This is a genomic window from Streptomyces mabaensis (assembly GCF_053763515.1).
Genome location: NZ_JBSOPZ010000001.1, coordinates 1 through 19,643, shown reverse-complemented (window position 1 = coordinate 19,643; position 19,643 = coordinate 1). Strand labels below are relative to the sequence as shown.

The following is a 19,643-nucleotide window of genomic DNA, read 5'->3' as shown; positions in this document are numbered from 1 at the left end:
CGGTTCACCATCCGCGGAGCACCTTTCACGTGAACGACCAGCCACGTCGCCGTCCCGGCAAACAGCCCAAGCCGTACCGGCGGCCCCAGAAGGACCCCGTCCGGATCCTCGCCTTCGAGGCGCTGCGGGCCGTCGACGAGAGGGACGCGTACGCGAACCTCGTCCTGCCGCCCCTGCTCCGCAAGGCGCGCGAGGGCGGCGGTTTCGACGCGCGCGACGCCGCGCTCGCGACCGAGCTGGTGTACGGGACACTGCGCCGGCAGGGCACGTACGACGCGATCATCTCGGCGTGCATCGACCGGCCGCTGCGCGAGGTCGACCCGCCGGTGCTGGACGTCCTGGCGCTCGGCGCCCACCAGCTCCTCGGCACCCGGATCCCCACCCACGCGGCGGTGTCGTCCAGCGTGGAGCTGGCCCGGGTGGTGCTCGGCGACGGGCGGGCGAAGTTCGTGAACGCGGTGCTGCGGAAGATCGCCGCCGATGATCTGGACGCCTGGCTGGAGCGGGTCGCGCCGCCCTACGACGAGGACGCGGAGGAGCACCTCGCGGTCGTCCACTCGCACCCGCGCTGGGTCGTCTCCGCGCTCTGGGACTCCCTCGGCGGCGGCCGGGCCGGCATCGAGGACCTGCTGGAGGCCGACAACGAGCGGCCCGAGGTGACCCTGGTCGCCCGGCCGGGCCGCTCCACGGCCGACGAACTGCTTCAGGCGCTGGGCGATGACTCCGGCCTGCCGGGCCGCTGGTCCCCGTACGCCGTACGGCTCGCCGAGGGCGGCGAGCCGGGCGCGCTGGACGCCGTACGCGAGGGACGCGCGGGCGTGCAGGACGAGGGCAGCCAGCTCGTCGCGCTCGCCCTCGCCAACGCCCCGGTCGACGGGTCCGACGCGCGCTGGCTCGACGGCTGCGCGGGCCCCGGAGGCAAGGCGGCCCTGCTGGCCGCGCTGGCCGCGCAGCGGGGCGCGTCGCTGCTCGCCTCCGAGAAGCAGCCGCACCGGGCGCGCCTGGTCGAGCGGGCGCTCGCGGGCAACCCCGGTCCCTACCAGGTCATCGCCGCCGACGGCACCCGGCCGCCTTGGCGGCCCGGATCCTTCGACCGGGTCCTGATGGATGTGCCCTGTACGGGTCTCGGCGCGCTGCGCCGCCGTCCGGAGGCCCGCTGGCGGCGCCGTCCGGAGGACCTGGAGGGCTTCGCGCCGCTGCAACGCGCGCTGCTGCGCGAGGCGTTGGCGGCGGTCCGGGTGGGCGGTGTCGTCGGGTACGTCACCTGCTCGCCGCACCTCGCCGAGACGCGGATCGTCGTCGAGGACGTACTGAAGGGCCGCGGCAACCCCGAGCCGGCCGACGCGGAGTGGATCGACGCGCGGCCGCTGATGTCCGGAGTACCGGCGCTGGGCGACGGCCCGGACGTACAGCTGTGGCCGCATCTGCACGGCACGGACGCGATGTACCTCGCCCTGCTGAGGCGCACGGGCTGAGGCGGTGGCCGCCGGAGGGCGGGAGGAGAGGAGCCCATGCCGACCGGCATGGGCTCCTCTCCTACGGACGGTCCGCCGGGATCAGACCACCGGGGCCGGGTAGGTCGGGTACTCCACCCCGGAGACGTGCTGGACGACGCGGATGACCTGGCAGGAGTAGCCGAACTCGTTGTCGTACCACAGGTAGAGGATCGCGTTGTCGCCGTCGACCTTGGTGGCGCCGGCGTCGACGATCGAGGCGTGGCGCGAGCCGACGAAGTCCATGGAGACCGCGTCCGGGGCGGTGGTGAAGTCGATCTGGCGCTTGAGCGGCGAGTGCAGCGAGACGTCGCGGAGGTAGTCCAGGACCTCCTCGCGGGTGGTCTCGCGCCCGAGCCGCAGGCTGAGGATCGCGATCGAGACGTCCGGCACCGGGACGCGGATCGAGCTGCCGGTGATCGGCGCCTTCAGGTCGGGCAGTGCCTTGGCGACGGCGGAGGCGGCACCGGTCTCGGTGATGACCATGTTGAGCGGCGCCGAGCGGCCGCGGCGGTCGGCCTTGTGGTAATTGTCCAGCAGGTTCTGGTCGTTGGTGAACGAGTGGACGGTCTCCACGTGGCCGCGCAGGACGCCGTACTCGTCCGCCATCGCCTTCAGCGGCGGGACGATCGCGTTGGTGGTGCAGGAGGCGCAGGACAGGATCTGCTCGTCCGGCTTGATCGTGTCGTGGTTGACGCCGTGCACGATGTTGGGGACGTCGCCCTTGCCCGGCGCGGTCAGGACCACCTTGTCGATGCCGGGGCGCAGGTGCGTCGACAGGCCCTCGCGGTCGCGCCACTTGCCGGTGTTGTCGATGAGGATGGCGTCCTTGATGCCGTACGCCGTGTAGTCGACCTCCGACGGGTCGCCCGCGTAGATCACCTTGATCGCGTTGCCGTTGGCGATGATCGTGCTGTTCGCCTCGTCGACGGTGATCGTGCCCTGGAACTGTCCGTGGATGGAGTCACGGCGCAGCAGCGAGGCGCGCTTGACGATGTCCTGGTCACCGCCCTGGCGGACGACGATGGCGCGCAGGCGCAGGCCGTTGCCGGAGCCGGCCTTCTCGATGAGCAGGCGGGCGACGAGGCGGCCGATGCGGCCGAAGCCGTAGAGGACGACGTCGCGCGGCTCGCGACGCTCGATCTTGTTGGCGCCCGTGGCGCCGGCGACGGCCTCGGCGGTGAAGGCCTCGACCGACAGGCCCCGGTCGTCGCTCTTGTACGTCGCGGCGAGCATCCCGATGTCGATCTGGGCAGGGCCGAGATCGAGCGTGGTGAGAGCCTGCAGGAACGGCAGTGTCTCGGTGACCGAGAGTTCCTCACCGGCGATCTGCCGGGCGAATCGGTGGGTCTTGAGGATGCTGACCACCGACTTGTTCACCAAGGAGCGGCTGTGAAGCAGGACGGTGACGTCCCGCTCCCGGTGCAGCTTCCCGATGATCGGGATCATCGACTCCGCGATCTCTTCGCGGTTCTTCCAGTTGGTGAACGAGTCCTCGTTGACAGTCACAGGTCATCTTTCGAGCTAGGCGGTGCTCATATGCTAACCGCCCGCCGTTTCGATCATCATTCGGCCCCGGACTGAGGCTGCGGAGGTGCCCTGTGACGCGTCTGTGACAGTCGGCGGACACGGCCATGAAGTTGCCCCGTCAGGCTTTTTCTCAAGCGGACAAATCGCAGCATTCAGGCATTTGTCCACCTGCTTCCGAGGGTGTGAGCAGTGATGACCGGGCCGATTCGTCGGAGGAAATCCCATGAGCCTCACACTCACCACGCCGCACGCCGAAGCCCCTGCCGTTGAGCTGGCTCCGCGTGAGCGGGAGACGCTGCGCCACATCGCCGCCGGGCGCACCTACCTGCAGACGGCCCGCCACATGGGGCTCTCCAAGCACACGGTCGACGCCTACCTCCGCCGCATCCGGGCCAAGCTCAACATCAACAGCACGGCGGAACTCACCCGCGTGGCCATCTCCCTCGGCCTGTAACACCCTGGGCGGGGAAAGCCGGACGTCCATGGCAGGCTTGGGGCATGGCCGTTCAGATCAATCCCAGCATCCTCTCCGCCGACTTCTCCCGACTGGCCGAAGAGGCGAAGGCCGTCGAGGGCGCCGACTGGCTCCACGTCGACGTGATGGACAACCACTTCGTGCCGAACCTCACCCTCGGGGTGCCGGTCGTGGAATCGCTCAGCAGGGCCACGGACATACCGCTGGACTGCCATCTGATGATCGAGGCCCCGGACCGGTGGGCCCCGCAGTACGTCGAGGCGGGGGCCGGCTCGGTCACCTTCCACGCGGAGGCGGCGGCCGCGCCGGTCCGGCTGGCCCGGGAGATCCGGGCCAAGGGGGCCCGCGCGTCCATGGCGCTGAAGCCCGCGACGCCGATCGAGCCGTACGAGGACCTCCTCCCCGAGCTCGACATGCTGCTGATCATGACGGTCGAGCCGGGCTTCGGGGGCCAGTCCTTCCTGGACATCATGCTTCCCAAGATCCGCCGGACCCGGGAGCTCATCGCCAAGCACGGACTGGAGCTGTGGCTCCAGGTCGACGGCGGGGTCTCGGCCGAGACGATCGAGCGCTGCGCCGAGGCGGGCGCGGACGTCTTCGTCGCCGGCTCCGCGGTGTACGGGACGGACGACCCGGCCGCCGCGGTCCGCATGCTGCGCAATCAGGCGACCGAGGCCTCGGCCGCGGCTCCCTGGGTGTGCGACCACTGAGCCACGGCTCGGTGAACGGGGCCCAACCGGGCCGATCAAGGCTTGCCCCATCTGACAGGATGAACGGCGAGTCCAGAGTGTGAACAGCAGTGAGGAGATCGCGGTGTCTGCTATGTCGGCGGGTCGGTCAGCCCTGCGGATGGGACCCGCGGAGCTGGTGCAGGCGGCGGCCATGGCCCGCCGCTTCTACCTCGAGGGCAAATCCAAGATCCAGATCGCCGAGGAGTTCGGCGTCAGCCGCTTCAAGGTGGCCCGGGTCCTGGAGACGGCGCTCGAACGCGATCTCGTACGGATCGAAATCCGGGTGCCGGCCGAGCTGGACGCGGAGCGCTCCGACGCGCTGCGCGCCCGGTACGGACTGCGCCACGCGGTCGTCGTCGAGTCCCCGGCGGATGCCGCCGACGACGCGCCGGATCCGGAGAACCTGGGCGCGGTCGCCGCCGACCTGCTGGGGGAGCTGGTCGCCGAGGGCGACGTGCTCGGGCTCGCCTGGGGCAGATCGACGATCCACATGGCCGCCGCCCTGCACCGCCTGCCGCCGTGCACCGTCGTCCAGCTGACCGGTGTGTACGACGCCGGCACCGCCGAGCGCGGCTCGGTCGAGGCCGTCCGCCGCGCCGCCCAGGTGTCGGGCGGCGAGGCGCACCCGATCTACGCGCCGATGCTGCTGCCCGACCCGGCCACCGCCGCCGCGCTGCGCAACCAGACGGGCATCGCCCGCGCCTTCGAGTACTTCGACAAGGTCACCGTCGCGGCCGTCTCCATCGGCTCGTGGGAGCCCGGCATCTCGACCGTCCACGACATGCTCACCGACGAGGAGCGCGGTCACTACGCCTCGCTCGGCGTCGCCGCGGAGATGTCCGCACACCTGTTCGACACCGAAGGGCGGCGGGTCGGCCGTGACCTCGGAGAGCGGTGCATCACCGTGGAGGCGGACCGGCTGCGCCGGATCCCGGAGGTCGTGGCGATCGCGGGGGGCCTGCGCAAGGCCGCCGCGATCGGAGCCGTACTGCGCTCCGGGCTGGTCACCAGCCTGGTGACCGACACCGCGGCGGCCGACTTCCTGCTCACCGAATCCGCCCCCGGCCCGCGCCCGGCCCTGGAGCGCGCGGACCCGGACGGCGTCTGACCCCGCCGCCGCGCCGCCACCTCAGCCGTACACGCGGCGGGCGTTCTCCGCCGCGATCATCGCTCCCACCCGCTCGGCGTCGGCCGCCGACCAGGCGCCGCTGACGACCCAGCCGCTGAGCAGCCGGGTCAGCGCCTCGCGGAAGAGCTGCGCCCCGACGACGTACACCTCGGGCAGCCCGTAGCCGTCGGTGGAGAACAGCAGCTTGCCGAACGGGGTCAGTTCCAGCATCTCCGCGAGCACCGCCCCGGCCCGCGCCCCGGTGTGGGCCAGCGCCAGGCCGACGTCGGCGTAGACGTGCGGGAAGACGCTCGCCAGGTAGGCCGCACCCCGGTGGTACGGATAGCCGTGCAGCAGGATCAGCCGGCAGCCGGTGGGGCGTACGGCCCGTACGAAGTCGGTGAGCAGCAGCGGATCGCTGCGGTGCAGCCGCAGATCCGGGTCGCCGAAACCGGTGTGCAGCTGCAGCGGCAGGCCCGTCAGCGCCGCCGACCACAGCAGATGGCGCAGCAGTACCGGGTCACTCAGCCGGCTCCCGGCACGGCGCCCGACGAGCCAGCGGGCGGCGGCCTCGCGGACCTCGGCCGGGGCGGGCGGGTCGGGCGCCAGGTCGAGACCGTGCCGGTACGCCGCCACCGACTTGAAGCCCGCGGCCGTGTGCGCCGCTGCCGTGATCCTGCGATCCAGCGCGGCGAGCAGCGCGTCGCCGTCCTTGGTGGTGTCGGCCGTCCGCTCCGCGAGCAGCTCCAGCCGTACGATCTCGCGCGCGGTGCCGCCGCCGGCCCCGGCCAGCTCGCCGGGGGACGTCAGATCGCCCGGCAGGCCGGTGTCCACCAGGAACTCCGCGATGCCGCAGGACCGCAGCAGCAGTCCGGTGGCCTCCTGCCCGCCCAGTTCACGCCGCCGGGCGAGGTAGCGCTCGGGCGGGCAGTGCGGTTCGAGCCCCAGGACGGGCGGGCACCAGCGGCGTACGGCGAAGCCCAGCTGCGTGTCGAAGTACGTGGTGCCGGGCGCGGCCGGGGCGTCCGACTCGGTCAGGAACGCCTCGAACACGGTCGGCTCCGGGTCGCCGCGCAGCACCCCGTGACAGTGGTGGTCCACCAGCGGCGGCAGCGGGAGATCCATCAGTACCGCCTCCGGGTGGCGTCCGCGATCTCCTGCGGGGAGGCGCCGTCGAACAGCTTCACCTCCGCGCTGCGCACCGCGCTGATCGCCTCGAACAGCGGATCGCCGAGCGCCTCCCGCAGTACTGCCGACTCCGTGAAGTGCTCCAGCGCCTCCGGCAGCGAGGTGGGCAACCGGCGCTCCCCGCCCCGCCGGACCGGATCGCCCGCCACCGGGACCGGCAGCCGCAGCTCCTCATCGATCCCCGCCAGCCCGGCGGCGATGAGCGAACCGGCGGCCAGGTACGGGTTCGCCGCCGCGTCGAAGCTCTTGACCTCGGCGTTCGCCCCGGCCGGGTCATCGGGCGCCCCCGCGACGAAGCGCAGCGCGGCTTCCCGGTTCTCCAGCCCCCAGCACTGGAACACGCCCGCCCAACGCGACGGCTCCAGCCGCAGATAGCTCGCGACGGAGGGCGCGCCGACGGCCAGCAGCGCGGGCAACTCGCGCAGCACCCCGGCGAGGAACGACTCGCTCGTCCGCGTCATGCCGCAGGGGCCGTCGCCGCCCCGGCACAGATTCCTGCCGTTGCGCCACAGGCTCAGGTGTACGTGGCAGCCATTGCCCACCGCACCGGCCGTCACGACCGGGCCGAACAGGGCGGTGAGGCCGTGCCGCACCGACACCGCGCGGATCGTCTCGCGGACGAGTACGGCCAGGTCGGCCGCGCCCACCGGACCGGCCGGGGCCACGGACACCTCGAACTGGCCGGGCGCGTACTCGGGATGGATCTGCAGGACGTCGACGCCCTGCGCGGCCAGCGCGTCCAGCACGTCACCGAGATAGTCCGACAGATCCACCAGCCGGGCCATGCCGTACGCCGGGCCCGCGCCCGCGAACGGCAGCTCCCCGCCACCCCCGGCCGGACCCCGCGTGACGACCCACTCCGTCTCGAAGCCCATCCGCAGCTCGATGCCCCGCTCGGCGGCGCGGGCCGCCATCCGCCCCGCGAACTGCCGCTGGCACGCCGGGTGTGGGTGCCCGCGCTGGTCGAACCGGTCGGCCGGAGCCCAGGCCCAGCCCGGCTGCCCGGCGAGCGGCGTCACCCGGCCGAGGTCGGGGAAGAGCCGCAGATCACCGTCCGGGCCGCCGATGTACGGGCTGCTGGTCATGGAGTCGTCCACCAGGTAGACGTCGAACACCGGCGACATGCCCACCCCGCGCCCGGCCGCGTGCGCGAGCCGCGCGACCGGCACGGCCTTGACGCGCGTGAGGCCCGCGTTGTCCACCCAGGTCAGGGCGACCCCCCGGATGCCGAGGCCGGTCAGCCGCCGGGCCTCCGCACGGGCCGCCTCGAGCCGCGAATCGTTCATGTCCACCCACCCCCTACCTTCCGTGCAGCGCGACGACCGCCGCCACCGAGTCCGCCTCCGCCGCCGGTTTGTCCTCCCGGTAGCGCACCACGCGCGCGAAGCGCAGCGTCACACCCTCCGGATAGCGCGAGGACCGCTGCACACCGTCGAAGGCGACCTCCACCACCAGTTCGGGGCGGACCGTCACGCCCCAGCGCTCGCGGCTCACCGCCAGCTGCTGCAACCGCTCCGTCTGCCAGGCCAGCATGACGTCAGTCAGGCCCTTGAAGGTCTTGCCGAGCATCGCGAACGTGCCGTCCGGGCGCCGGGCGCCGAGGTGGAGGTTCGACAGCGTGCCGGTGCGCCGCCCGTGGCCCCACTCGGCCGCCAGGACCACCAGGTCGAGCGTGTGGACGGGCTTCACCTTCAGCCAGGACATTCCGCGGCGGCCCGCGCTGTACGTCGAGTCCAGCGCCTTCACCACCACGCCCTCGTGCCCGAGCTCCAGGGTGCGGGCGGCGAACTCCCGTACCGCCGCACGGGACTTCTCGTCCGCCGGGTCCTCGACCACCAGGCGGCGCACCCGGCGCGGCTCGGGGGCCACCCGGACCAGCTCCTCGTGCCGCTCCCGCGCGGTCAGGCCGAGGAGGTCACGGCCGCCCTCGGACAGCAGGTCGAAGAAGACGGGAAAGAGTGGCAGCGAGGCATGGGCGCCCGCCACATCGAGACGCGAACCGACGCGGCCCGCGACCTCCTGGAAGGGCCGCGGCCGGCCGTCCTCGTCGAGCGCGATCACCTCGCCGTCCAGTACCGCCCGGCCGGTCTCCAACTCCAGGGCCGCGGCGACGACTTCGGGGAGGCGTGCGGTGAGTTCGTCCAGCGTGCGGGTGAAGATCCGTACGCTCCCGCCGTCCCGGTGCACCTGGATCCGGATGCCGTCGAGCTTCTCCTCCACCGCGCACGGGCCGAGCCGGTCCAGCGCCTCGTCCACGTCCTTCGCGGTGTGCGCGAGCATCGGCTGCACCGGCCGCCCCACGTCCAGCCGGAAGTCCCCGAGCGCCACCGGGCCGCGGGCGAGCAGCGCCTCGGCGACCGTGCCCAGCGAGCCGGCGAGCATCACGGCCCGTCTGACCTCCGCGGGGTCCGCGTCGACCGCCGCCGCCAGGCCCTCGGCGGCCTGCGCGTCGAGGGCACCCTGCCGCAGCTCGCCGCCGATCAGCCCGAGGAGGAACCGCTGCTCCTCCTCGGTCGCGGCGGCCATCAGCGCCCGGAGCAGCCGTCCGCGCTCGGCCTGGGCACCCTTGCCGGCCACCGCCGCGATCAGGTCCAGCGTCCCGTGCACCTCGCGCACGGTGAGCCGGGCCTCGGACGCGGGCGCCGGGCGCTCCCGCAGGAGGCTCCAGCCCACGCCGGTACGGCGCTGCGGGAGCCTGCCCGCCAGGTAGGTGACCACCAGCGGTGCCTCGGCCGGCTCGGTCTTCCGGAACAGCTCGGCGAGCAGGGCGGTCTTCCGCGAGCGGGCGCGGGTGGCCGCGATCTCCCGCGAGGTCCGGGCCACGTCGGCGAGCAGCATGAATTCATCCTCACCCAGCGCGCGCACGTGCGCAGCCGTTCGGTGACAGCTCGGCCGGCAGGGGTTTGCCCGGTTCGGGCCCGGGCAGGCGACACCGCGTCAAGGAGACCGCGCGACACGCAAGGGAGTGCGACCGTGACCAAGGACAAGAAGGCCGCCGCCAAGACCGATCAGGCCAAGGGCGCGGCGAAGGAGACCGTCGGCCGTGCCGTGGGCAACGAACGGATGACCGGCGAGGGCCGCGCCGAGCGTGCCAAGGGTGACGTGCGTGAGGCGATCCAGAAGATCAAGGACGCCGGAAAGCGCTGACCTCGGGGGAATCGGCGGCGGCCCGGCGGATCCCCTTCCCGCCGGGCCGCCGCCGTGTGATCGCACAAAGTCGGCCGGCCCCTCTTGACCAAACGTCCACAGATGGGGCCGAAACTCGCCAGGACCTGTTCACATCGGCGATGATGGCCTAGGAGCCGCAGCCGGAACCGAGCTGGGTTCGCGCTCACTCCCCACCCGCCCACCACGTAAAACCGCAGGTGAGAGAGTAGTAATGCGTTTCCTCAATGACCTGAAGCCTCCGTACGACCTGACGTACGACGATGTGTTCATGGTGCCGAGCCGCTCCGCGGTGGGTTCCCGCCAGGGCGTCGACCTCTCCGCTCCCGACGGCACCGGAACCACCATTCCCCTCGTCGTCGCGAACATGACCGCGATCGCGGGCCGCCGGATGGCTGAAACGGTCGCCCGGCGAGGCGGGCTCGTCGTGATCCCCCAGGACATCCCGATCGACGTCGTCACCGATGTCATCTCCTGGGTCAAGACGCGGCACCTCGTGCTCGACACCCCGATCACCCTCGCGCCGGGCCAGACCGTGGCCGACGCGCTGTCCCTGCTGCACAAGCGGGCGCATGGCGCCGGCGTTGTCGTCGACGACCAGAACCGCCCGATCGGTGTGGTCACCGAGCACGACCTGACGGGTGTGGACCGCTTCACCCAGCTGTCCGAGGTCATGTCGAAGGAGCTGCTGCTCATCGACGCCGACATCGACCCGCGCGAGGCCTTCAACCGGCTCGACGCCGGGCATCGCAAGCTGGCCCCGGCCGTCGACAAGGACGGCAGGCTCGTCGGCATCCTCACCCGCAAGGCCGCGCTGCGCGCGACCCTGTACACCCCGGCCACCGACGCGAACGGCAAGCTGCGCATCGCCGCCGCGGTCGGTATCAACGGCGATGTGGCGGGCAAGGCGAAGCAGCTCCTCGACGCCGGCGTGGACACGCTCGTCGTGGACACCGCGCACGGCCACCAGGAGTCGATGCTCAGCGCGGTCCAGGCGGTCCGCGGGCTCGACCCGCAGGTTCCGATCGTGGCGGGCAACATCGTCGCCGCCGAAGGGGTACGCGACCTCATCGAGGCCGGCGCGGACATCATCAAGGTCGGTGTGGGCCCCGGCGCCATGTGCACCACCCGCATGATGACCGGCGTGGGCCGGCCGCAGTTCTCCGCGGTCCTCGAATGCGCCGCGGAGGCCAGGAAGTTCGGCAAGCACGTCTGGGCCGACGGTGGTGTCCGTCACCCGCGCGATGTCGCGATGGCGCTGGCCGCGGGCGCGTCCAACGTGATGGTCGGCTCCTGGTTCGCCGGTACGTACGAGTCGCCCGGCGACCTTCAGCAGTCGGCCGACGGCCGCTTCTACAAGGAGTCGTTCGGCATGGCCTCGGCCCGCGCCGTGCAGAACCGGACCAGCGAGGAGTCGGCCTACGACCGCGCCCGCAAGGGCCTGTTCGAGGAGGGCATCTCCACCTCGCGGATGTTCCTCGACCCGGCCCGCCCGGGTGTCGAGGACCTGATCGACTCGATCATCGCGGGCGTCCGCTCGTCCTGCACGTACGCCGGTGCCGGCTCGCTCGAGGAGTTCGCCGAGAAGGCGGTCGTCGGCGTTCAGAGCGCCGCCGGTTACGCCGAGGGCAAGCCGCTGCACGCCAGTTGGAACTGATCGGCTCCGACCGGCCCCGGCTGATCCGGGCCCCGCTTTCTACCCCGGTTCGAAACTGGCAGGCATGCCAGGCATGAGCCGGGGTAGACGCGCCTCTGCATTGACTTCAGTGAAGGGGAGGACATCGTGTCCACGGTGAGCGCAGTCCCGACCGAACTCATCCAGTACGGGGAGACCTTGGGCCAGAGCCTGGCGGGCCAGGAACTGCCGTACCTGGAGAGCCCCGGGGAGGTGGCTCCCAAGGACGCACGGGAGATCTCCAGGCTGTTCTTCGCTCGGCTGGCCGAGCTCGAAGAGGGCACCCACGAACACCAGTACGCGCGGAACACGCTGATCGAACTCAATCTCGCGCTCGTCCGGTACGCGGCGAACCGCTTCCGCAACCGGTCGGAACAGATGGACGACATCGTCCAGGTCGGCACGATCGGCCTGATCAAGGCGATCGACCGGTTCGAGCTGTCCCGCGAGGTGGAGTTCGCCACCTTCGCCGTGCCGTACATCGTGGGGGAGATCAAGCGCTTCTTCCGCGACACGAGCTGGGCCGTGCACGTTCCGCGCCGGCTCCAGGAGCTCCGCATCGACCTGGCCAAGGCGACGGACGAGATGTCCCAGGACCTCGACCGGGCACCGACCACCGCCGAACTCGCCGCGCACCTCGGGCTCGACGAGGAGCAGGTCATCGAAGGCATCGTGGCGAGCAACGGCTACACGGCCGGCTCCATCGACATGCCGATGGACGACACCGCCGACGGTGCCTCGGCGCCGCTGTCCGACCGGCTGGGCGCGCCCGACGCGGATATGGAGATCGCGGAGAACGTCCAGGCGCTCAAGCCGCTCATCGAGGAACTCGACGACCGGGAGAAGCAGATCCTGCGGATGCGTTTCGGCGCCGAGATGACGCAGGCCGAGATCGGGGCCGAACTGGGCGTCTCCCAGATGCATGTGTCCCGGCTGCTGTCCCGCATCACCGCGCGGCTGCGCGCGGGCCTGCTCGCCGTGGAGTGATCAGCTGCGGTACTACGAGACGCCGAGGAAAGGGGCGCCCTCCCGGAGGGCGCCCCTTTCCTCGCTCCCGTGCGGGCCCTCAGCCCGTCGCGAGCGAGGCGCCCGGCCGCAGCCAGATGGCCGCCACCCGCTTGCCGTCCGGCAGCGGCCTGACCTCCACCCGGCCCGCGAGCCGCTGCACCATCTGCCAGCCGAAGCCGCCGCCCCCGGCGAAGTCGGGATCGCGCGGGACGGGCGGCTGGGGACTGGAGTCGTCCATCTCCACCACCAACTCCCGCTCGCGCAGGCGCAGATGCAGCCGCCACCAGCCGGTGGTGTGCCGGACGGCGTTGGCCACCAGCTCGCTCACCACCAGCAGGACCGCGTCCTTGTCCGCCCACGGGCAGTACTGCGCGACGAAGTCCGCGGCGGCCTGCCGGGCCGTCGCGCTGTCTCGGTGTGGTGCGGCGCTCACCACCACATGCGGCTCATCAGTCATCACTGGTTCACCTACCCTTCGACGGGCATTCCATGGCGGCGCTCTGCCCGGCGAAGCCCGCTTTCCGCAGTGCGGCGGTGACGGCCGCCGCCAGCACGGCGTGGCCCTCGTCGTTCGGGTGGAGCCCGTCCGCGAGATGCTCCGGGCGGAGCAGATCCCTGCCCCCGAGCAGCGCCAGCTTGCCGTCGCCCTCGGCGATGCGCTCGGCGGTGGCGCGCTCCATCGCGGCGCGCAGGCCGGCGAGCGAGGCGCCCAGTACGTTCGGCGTCCGCTCGGCCTCGGGGCGCAGCACCGGGGACACCAGCAGCAGGGGAGTCTCGGGATGACCCCGGCGGACGAGGCTGAGGAAGGCCCGCGTCGTCTCGTACAGGAGTGGCGCGGTGAAGGGGACGCCGGACCAGCAGTTGGTGCCGAACGCGAGGGTGATCAGGTCGCCGGGAAGGGCGGCGAGCTGTTCGGCCGTGGCGAGTTCACCGCGCGCCGCGCCCGCGTAGCCGAGGTTGACGGTGTCCAGGCCGAGGGCGTGCCCGGCCACGGCCGGCCAGCCGTGGGCCGGGCGGGTGGACCACCAGCCCTCCGTGATGGAGTCGCCGTGCACCAGCCAGCGCGGCTGCCGCGGCGCGGGGGTGAGGGTACCGCCCAGCGGCGCTCGCAGGCCCAGCACGACGGGCGACTGCGACTCGGGCAGATGGACCGTGAAGGGGCCCCGGCCGGCCGGGAGTTCGATCCGTACGACCGCCTCCTCGGCCGGCTCCGTGATGACCTCGGTGACGCTGCGGTCGCCGTGCCGGGGGGTGCCGTGCCGGGGGGTGCCGTGCCGGAGGGTGAAGACATGGGCGAGGTCGCGCAGCGCGTCGGCCGCCGGCGGGACCGTGGCGCGGTAGCGGATCTCCAAGGCGGCGGCGTCCTCGGCGGTGAACTCCAGCCGTACCCCGATCGGGAGGGCGGACCGCTCGCAGGTGTCCCAGGGCAGGCGCGCCAGATCGGCCGGGTCCGCACGCACCGCGCGGCCGTCTTCGAGCCAGGCGACACCGCGCAGGAACGGTTCTGGGTCCAGCCACTTCATCGGTCGCTCCTGACGGACGTCGAACACGGGAACAGACTCCTACCCGCCCGGGGCCGCTTCGGTGCCTCGCCGGACGCACAGACACGTGGTCACTCCAGGGATCATTGCGTTGCACATGCCAAATCGCGTAGCTTGACTGCCCCTACCGGCGAGTAACCGTAGCCGGTCAGTTGCTCTATGTGCTCAGGGGAGTCCATGCGCCGGCGATTGCGCCGTCCCACGATCCGCGGCCGGATCGTGACCCTCACGGTCGTACCCGTCCTCGCGTTGATGGCGCTGTGGAGTTTCGCCATGGTCTCGGTGACCGGAGACCTGCGGGCCCTGGTCCGGGTGCAGAGCGTCTACGAGAGCTTCGGCACCCCGGTCGACACCGCCGTCGGGCAGATCCAGATCGAACGCCGGATCGCCGCCGAGTATCTGGGGGCGGGGGAGCGGCGCGGCCAGGCCGCCGTCGCGGCGCTGACCGAGCAGCAGCGCTCCACGGACCGGGCCGTCGAGGCGATGCGCGAGGCGATCGGCGACCGGGAACGGCGCGGTGACCTGTCCGGCCGTCAGCGGGAATCGCTGGATGCGATGGCCGACGCCGTGGCGCGGCTGGACGGGCTGCGCGGGCAGGTGATCGCCCGGCGGATCTCCTGGGACCGCGCCGTCGACGCGTACACGGCCGTCGTCGAGCCGACCTTCGACGTACAGTCCACGCTCACCGCGCTGCAGGCCGGGCAGCTGGCCCGCGAGGCGCAGGTCGTCGTCGAGCTCGTCCGCGTCCGGGAGTTCGTGTCCCGCGAGGACGCCCTCGTCGCCGGGGCGCGCGCCGCAGGCAGCCTTACGGACCGTCAGTACGACACGCTCACCGCCACGGTCGAGGACCGGCGGGTCTTCCACCGCACGTACGTCCCCGATCTGCCGGGAGACTCGCGGGCGCTCTTCGAGGAGTTCGAGCGGGGCGACGAGTACCGGGCGCTGACCGCCGGTGAGGACGCCCTGCTGCGGGCCGGCGCGGCCGGCGCGGGCGAGGCCATGGCCGCCGAGTCCTGGCGGACCACGACCGACCGGGCGGTCAAGCGGTACATGCTGCTCTGCACAGAGTCGGCTCTGCACACCGCGGAGCGCGGACGGGCGTTCGCCTACCGCGAGATGATCAAGGCCGCGGTCGTCGGCGGGCTCGGGCTGCTGGCGGTGGGACTGTCCATCTGGTTCTCGATGACCAGCGGCCGGCGTATCTCCCGCCGCCTGGAGGAGCTGCGCGACGCCGCGGATCTCCTGGCGACCCGCCAGCTGCCCGACGTCATGGCACGGCTCGGCGCCGGGGAGGAGGTCGACGCGGCCGCGGCGGCGCCGCCGCTGGACTTCGGTGACGGCGAGCGGGGTCCGGACGAGATCGGCCAGGTGGGCCGGGCCCTGAACGCCGCCCGCCTGGCGGCCGTCGAGGCCGCGGTCACGCAGGCGACCCTGCGGCGCGGTGTCTTCGCCGTACTGCTGAACATCGCGCGCCGCAACCAGGCGCTGGTGCACCGGCAGGCGAAGCTGGTCGACACCCTGGAGCGCCGGACCACCGACCCGGACACGCTGGAGGACCTGTTCCGGATCGACCACCTGACGACCCGGATGCGACGCCATGCGGAGGGCCTGATCATCCTCTCCGGCGCCGCGCCGGGCCGCCGGTGGCGGGGCCCGGTGCCGGTGGTGGACGTGGTGGGCGCTGCGGTCGGCGAGATCGAGGACTACCCGCGGGTCGTACTGCCGCCGATGCCCGCGGTGGGAATCCGCGCGGAGGCGGTCGCCGACGTGGTGCACCTGGTCGCGGAACTCGTCGAGAACGCGGCGGTGTTCTCGCCGCCGCACACGCAGGTCACGATGCGGACCGGGTCGGCGCGCAAGGGTTTCGTCCTGGAGATCGACGACCGTGGTCTGGGCATGAACGCGGAGGAACTGGAGCAGGCCCACCGGACCCTCGCCAGGCCGGGCGACTTCGACCCGGCGCAGGACGAGCGCCTGGGCCTGTACGTCGTCGGGCGGCTGGCCGAGCGGCACGGCATCGGGGTCACCCTCTGCCGCTCGCCGTACGGCGGCACCACGGCGGTGGTACTTCTGCCGCACGCGATCCTCGCCCCCGTCGAACGCGCCGAGCCCGTCGCCCCCGTCGAGCCGGGCCCCGGGCCGGGCCACGACAGGCCGGCGGACCACCTGCCGGCGGCCCCGGCCGGCCCCCAGCCCACCCGGGCCCTGCCCGCCCGTCCCCGGCAGCTCGCGCCGGTGCCGCAGGCACCCGGCCGCGTCACGGAGGAACCGGTGGCGGAGCGGCCCGGCACGGGCGGAGCGGGCGTGCGGCGGTTGCCCACCCGGGTGCGGCAGGCTTCGCTGGCCGCGCCGTTGCGGGCCGAACGGGCGACTCCGGTGGCGGGCGAGGCTCCCTCCCGCGACGTGTCGCCGGAGGAGATGCGCTCGATCTTCGGTGCCTTCCAGCGCGGGCTCGACCGCGGCCGTAGCGGCGAACCCGTCACCCCACCGCGCCCCCGCGACGACCGCGCGCAGGACGGCCGCACGAACGACCACCGCACGAACGACGAACGGACGGACGACGATGGCTGACGCCGGCACAGGCACAGGCGCAGGCAGGGGCACAGGCGACGCGGGCGCCGACACCGGCACGGGCCCCGACACAGGCACGGGCTCCGGCACGGGCGCCGACACCGGCCCCGGCGCCCCCGGCCGGTCCGGCCTCGGCTGGCTGCTGGACGACCTGCTCGCCAGGACCGACCACGTCCGACAGGCCGTACTGCTGACCGCCGACGGCCTCGCCACCAGCGCTTCCGAAGGCATGGCCAAGGAGGACGTCGACCACCTCGCCGCGGTCTGCGCGGGCTTCCACAGCCTCGCGAAAGAGGCCGGCACCCGGTTCGAAGCCGGCCGCGTACGGCAGACCATGGTGATGCTGGAGGACGCGTACCTGTTCATCACCCCGGCCGGCGACGGCAGCAGGCTGGCCGTGCTCAGCGATATCGAGACCGATGTCGGGCAGCTCGCTCACGAGATGTCGCTGCTGGTCAGGCGGGTGGGGCGGCATATGGCCGTCCCGACACGCAACCCGTGAGCGATCACTGGTACGAGGACGAGACCGGCCCGATGGTGCGGCCGTACACCGTCACCCGGGGGCGTACCCGTCCCGCCGCCGACCACGTCGTCGATCTTCTGTCCCAGGTCACCGCGGTGGAACCGGCCGCCGCTCCCCGCCCCCGGCTCGACCACGCCCGGACCTCGCTGTTCGCCCTGGTACGCCGCGGCCCCCGCCCGGTCGCCGAGATCGCCGCCGACGCGGATCTGCCCCTCACCGTCGTCCGCGTACTGCTCGTCGACCTCGTCGAGGCGGGGTTGGTCCGCATCTCCCCGCCCGTCGCGCACGAGGCGATGAGCGACCCGGTGCTGCTGCGCGAGATAGTCGAACGTCTGCGCGAGATATGACACGACCAGTCGCGCGGGCACAATGTTCGGCCGTCGTGACTGTAAGCACGCAATGATCGTCCGCCGATGCGCAAGATTGATGCATTACGGGCGGAACGCCCCGCCCGTAGGCTCACACGCTGTACGTGGAGTGGCGGCGACCGTCTGCTCGGCGGTTCCCGCGCGCACGGCTGTGTCAGCCGTGTCCTCCTGCCCGGTGCCGCCCGGTCGCCGCCGCCCGATCGGCAGCGATAAGGAGCCACCCCAGTGTTGGACCACGGCGCAGCGCCACCCGTCTCTCCCCAACCGGAGCCCGAGCGTCCGCAGCTCGGCGCCCGGCTGATGCGGCGCAAGCCCGTCGAGCAGCTCGTCGCCGAGGGCGGCCACGGCGAAGGCGGCTCCCTGCGCCGCTCGCTCGGTATGTGGCAGCTGACGATGATCAGCATCGGTGCCACGCTCGGCACCGGAATCTTCGTGGTCCTCGGCGAGGCCACCCCGCTGGCCGGCCCGGCCGTCGCGATCTCGTTCGTGATCGCCGGCCTGACCGCGCTGTTCTCGGCGCTCTCCTACGCGGAGCTGGCCGGCTCGATCCCGGTGTCCGGATCCTCGTACTCGTACTCGTACGCCACCATGGGCGAGATCGTCGCGTGGATCTGCGGCTGGTGTCTGATCCTGGAGTACGGCGTCTCGGTCGCCGCCGTCGCCGTCGGCTGGGGCGAGTACCTCAACGAGCTGCTCGACGGCACCCTCGGCGTCACCATCCCGCAGACCGTCTCCGCCCCGCTCGGCGAAGGCGGCTTCATCAATCTCCCGGCCCTCGTCGTCATCATGCTCGCCATGGTGTTCCTGATGGGCGGAGCCAAGGAGAGCGCACGGGTCAACACGATCATGGTCGTCGTGAAGATCGCCACGCTGGTGCTCTTCTGCGCGATCGGATTCCTCGGCATCAAGGCGGGCAACTACGCCCCCCTCGCCCCGCTCGGCATCACCGGAATCAGCGCCGCCGCGGCCACGCTGTTCTTCTCGTACATCGGCTTCGACGCGGCCTCCACCGCCGGTGAGGAAGCCAAGAACCCCAAGAAGGACCTGCCGCGCGCGATCATGCTGTCGCTGCTGATCGTCACGGTCCTCTACTGCCTGGTCGCCCTGATCGCCGTCGGCGCAATGCCGTGGCAGGACTTCGAAGGCACCGAGGCCGCCCTGGCCCAGATCATGAAGGACGTCACCGGCCACAGCTTCTGGAGTGTCGTCCTGGCCGCCGGCGCGGTCGTGGCCATCGCCAGCGTCGTCTTCGCCGTCCTCTACGGCCAGACCCGCATCCTGTTCGCCATGGCGCGCGACGGCCTGGTCCCCAAGGTCTTCGCCAAGGTCGACCCGCGCACCGGAACCCCGCGCGCCAACACCGTGATCGTCTCGGTCTTCTGCGGTGTGCTCGCCGCCACCATCCCGCTCGGCGAGCTGGCCAACGCCACCAGCATCGGCACGCTCTTCGCGTTCGCGCTGGTCAACGTGGCCGTCGTCATCCTGCGGTACACCAGGCCCGACATGTCGCGCACCTTCCGGGTCGCGCTGTTCCCGGTGACCCCGATCCTGGGCTTCGCGTTCTGCGCCTACATGATGTACAGCCTGCCGGGCGCCACGTGGCTGGTCTTCGGAGGCTGGATGGTCGCGGGCCTCGTGTTCTACTTCGGTTACGGCATGCGCCGCTCCCGACTGGCCACAGCAGAGAAGTGATCCACCCGCAGTGCGACTGAACCAACTCGACGAACGCATCGTGCACGCCCTCGCAGAGGACGCCCGCCGCTCGTACGCGGACATCGGCTCCGAGGTCGGCCTCTCCGCACCCGCCGTCAAGCGCCGGGTCGACCGGCTGCGCGCCGAAGGCGCGATCACCGGCTTCACCGTACGGGTGGATCCGGCGGCGATGGGCTGGGAGACCGAGGGGTTCGTCGAGCTCTACTGCCGCCACAACACCTCGCCCGAGGACATCCGCCGCGGTCTGTCGCGCTATCCGGAGGTGGTGTCCGCGTCGACCGTCACCGGCGACGCGGACGCCGTCGTCCAGGTCTTCGCCTCCGACATGCGGCACTTCGAGCGGGTGCTGGAGCGGATCGCGGGCGAGCCGTACGTGGAGCGCACCAAGTCGGTACTGGTGCTCTCGCCGCTGCTGCGGCGCTTCTCGTCCGGCTCGCCCACTTAGGTCCTGTCCGGGCGATCATGCTGGGCTCCCGGCGTCTGGCACGCACATCTGCCGCGTTGGCCGAATCCGCCCATAGCTCCGCTATGGGCGAACCCGGCCGCCTTGCAGC

18 protein-coding genes are annotated in these 19,643 nt (G+C 72.1%); 12 read left to right on the top strand and 6 right to left on the bottom strand.

Annotated elements, in window-relative coordinates; all coding sequences use genetic code 11:
• Positions 1-29 precede the first annotated feature (29 nt).
• On the top strand, positions 30-1,475 hold the full coding sequence (locus tag ACWV17_RS00090; RefSeq protein WP_455357958.1) for an RsmB/NOP family class I SAM-dependent RNA methyltransferase: 1,446 nt from the start codon (positions 30-32) through the stop codon (positions 1,473-1,475).
• An 81-nt stretch (positions 1,476-1,556) separates the two neighbouring features.
• Here the strand turns inward: ACWV17_RS00090 and ACWV17_RS00085 are convergent, their stop codons facing one another.
• A complete protein-coding gene (locus ACWV17_RS00085) occupies positions 1,557-3,002 on the bottom strand; it encodes a glyceraldehyde-3-phosphate dehydrogenase (protein ID WP_455354982.1) in 1,446 nt (481 codons plus the stop codon).
• A gap of 244 nt (positions 3,003-3,246) precedes the next feature.
• Here ACWV17_RS00085 and ACWV17_RS00080 point away from each other — a divergent pair, with 244 nt between their 5' ends.
• The 3 genes from ACWV17_RS00080 (at position 3,247) to ACWV17_RS00070 (ending at position 5,337) form a co-directional block, all read left to right on the top strand.
• Positions 3,247-3,477, top strand: coding sequence for a response regulator transcription factor (locus ACWV17_RS00080; protein WP_455354983.1), 231 nt, complete (start codon positions 3,247-3,249; stop codon positions 3,475-3,477).
• Between the two features lie 44 nt (positions 3,478-3,521).
• Complete coding sequence (gene rpe / locus ACWV17_RS00075; protein WP_455354984.1) at positions 3,522-4,208, top strand: ribulose-phosphate 3-epimerase; 687 nt, start codon at positions 3,522-3,524, stop codon at positions 4,206-4,208.
• 112 nt (positions 4,209-4,320) lie between these two features.
• Positions 4,321-5,337 carry a sugar-binding transcriptional regulator gene (locus ACWV17_RS00070; RefSeq protein WP_455355055.1) on the top strand — a complete coding sequence of 339 codons (1,017 nt, stop codon included), beginning with the start codon at positions 4,321-4,323 and terminating at the stop codon, positions 5,335-5,337.
• A gap of 21 nt (positions 5,338-5,358) precedes the next feature.
• On the opposite strand, the gene ACWV17_RS00065 is transcribed toward ACWV17_RS00070, so the two are convergent.
• From ACWV17_RS00065 to ACWV17_RS00055, 3 genes are read right to left on the bottom strand one after another with little or no spacing between them, the layout of a single operon-like run.
• Positions 5,359-6,462 carry an amidohydrolase family protein gene (locus ACWV17_RS00065; protein ID WP_455357957.1) on the bottom strand — a complete coding sequence of 368 codons (1,104 nt, stop codon included), beginning with the start codon at positions 6,460-6,462 and terminating at the stop codon, positions 5,359-5,361.
• Complete coding sequence (locus ACWV17_RS00060) at positions 6,462-7,811, bottom strand: glutamine synthetase family protein (protein WP_455357956.1); 1,350 nt, start codon at positions 7,809-7,811, stop codon at positions 6,462-6,464. The genes ACWV17_RS00065 and ACWV17_RS00060 overlap by 1 nt, the downstream gene beginning before the upstream one ends.
• Positions 7,812-7,824: 13 nt before the next feature.
• Entirely contained in the window at positions 7,825-9,363 is a 1,539-nt protein-coding gene (locus ACWV17_RS00055; protein ID WP_455357955.1) for an ATP-dependent DNA ligase, read from the bottom strand.
• A 135-nt stretch (positions 9,364-9,498) separates the two neighbouring features.
• On the opposite strand from ACWV17_RS00055, the gene ACWV17_RS00050 reads away from it, so the two are divergent.
• The 3 genes from ACWV17_RS00050 to ACWV17_RS00040 all read left to right on the top strand — a co-directional run bounded on the left by ACWV17_RS00050 (position 9,499) and on the right by ACWV17_RS00040 (position 12,352).
• Positions 9,499-9,672 (top strand): CsbD family protein, encoded by a 174-nt coding sequence (locus ACWV17_RS00050; protein ID WP_455354988.1) that lies wholly within the window; start codon positions 9,499-9,501, stop codon positions 9,670-9,672.
• Positions 9,673-9,904: 232 nt separating this feature from the next.
• Positions 9,905-11,347: a GuaB1 family IMP dehydrogenase-related protein gene (locus ACWV17_RS00045; RefSeq protein ID WP_455354989.1), complete on the top strand. Its 1,443-nt coding sequence runs from the start codon at positions 9,905-9,907 to the stop codon at positions 11,345-11,347.
• A gap of 126 nt (positions 11,348-11,473) precedes the next feature.
• The gene (locus ACWV17_RS00040) at positions 11,474-12,352 is read left to right on the top strand and encodes an RNA polymerase sigma factor SigF (RefSeq protein WP_455354990.1); all 879 of its coding nucleotides are present in this window, start codon (positions 11,474-11,476) and stop codon (positions 12,350-12,352) included.
• Positions 12,353-12,431: 79 nt separating this feature from the next.
• On the opposite strand, the gene ACWV17_RS00035 is transcribed toward ACWV17_RS00040, so the two are convergent.
• On the bottom strand, positions 12,432-12,830 hold the full coding sequence (locus ACWV17_RS00035) for an ATP-binding protein (protein ID WP_455354991.1): 399 nt from the start codon (positions 12,828-12,830) through the stop codon (positions 12,432-12,434).
• A 7-nt stretch (positions 12,831-12,837) separates the two neighbouring features.
• A complete protein-coding gene (locus tag ACWV17_RS00030) occupies positions 12,838-13,896 on the bottom strand; it encodes a GDSL-type esterase/lipase family protein (protein WP_455357954.1) in 1,059 nt (352 codons plus the stop codon).
• Positions 13,897-14,091: 195 nt separating this feature from the next.
• Between ACWV17_RS00030 and ACWV17_RS00025 the strand changes: the two genes are divergently transcribed.
• From ACWV17_RS00025 to ACWV17_RS00005, 5 genes are all read left to right on the top strand, one after another.
• Entirely contained in the window at positions 14,092-16,485 is a 2,394-nt protein-coding gene (locus ACWV17_RS00025; RefSeq protein WP_455357953.1) for a nitrate- and nitrite sensing domain-containing protein, read from the top strand.
• Complete coding sequence (locus tag ACWV17_RS00020; RefSeq protein ID WP_455357952.1) at positions 16,478-16,987, top strand: roadblock/LC7 domain-containing protein; 510 nt, start codon at positions 16,478-16,480, stop codon at positions 16,985-16,987. The genes ACWV17_RS00025 and ACWV17_RS00020 overlap by 8 nt, the downstream gene beginning before the upstream one ends.
• On the top strand, positions 16,984-17,355 hold the full coding sequence (locus tag ACWV17_RS00015; protein ID WP_455357951.1) for a DUF742 domain-containing protein: 372 nt from the start codon (positions 16,984-16,986) through the stop codon (positions 17,353-17,355). Before ACWV17_RS00020 ends, ACWV17_RS00015 begins: the two co-directional genes overlap by 4 nt.
• A gap of 246 nt (positions 17,356-17,601) precedes the next feature.
• A complete protein-coding gene (locus ACWV17_RS00010; RefSeq protein ID WP_455357950.1) occupies positions 17,602-19,068 on the top strand; it encodes an amino acid permease in 1,467 nt (488 codons plus the stop codon).
• A gap of 10 nt (positions 19,069-19,078) precedes the next feature.
• A complete protein-coding gene (locus ACWV17_RS00005; RefSeq protein ID WP_455357949.1) occupies positions 19,079-19,534 on the top strand; it encodes an Lrp/AsnC family transcriptional regulator in 456 nt (151 codons plus the stop codon).
• Positions 19,535-19,643: the final 109 nt, after the last annotated feature.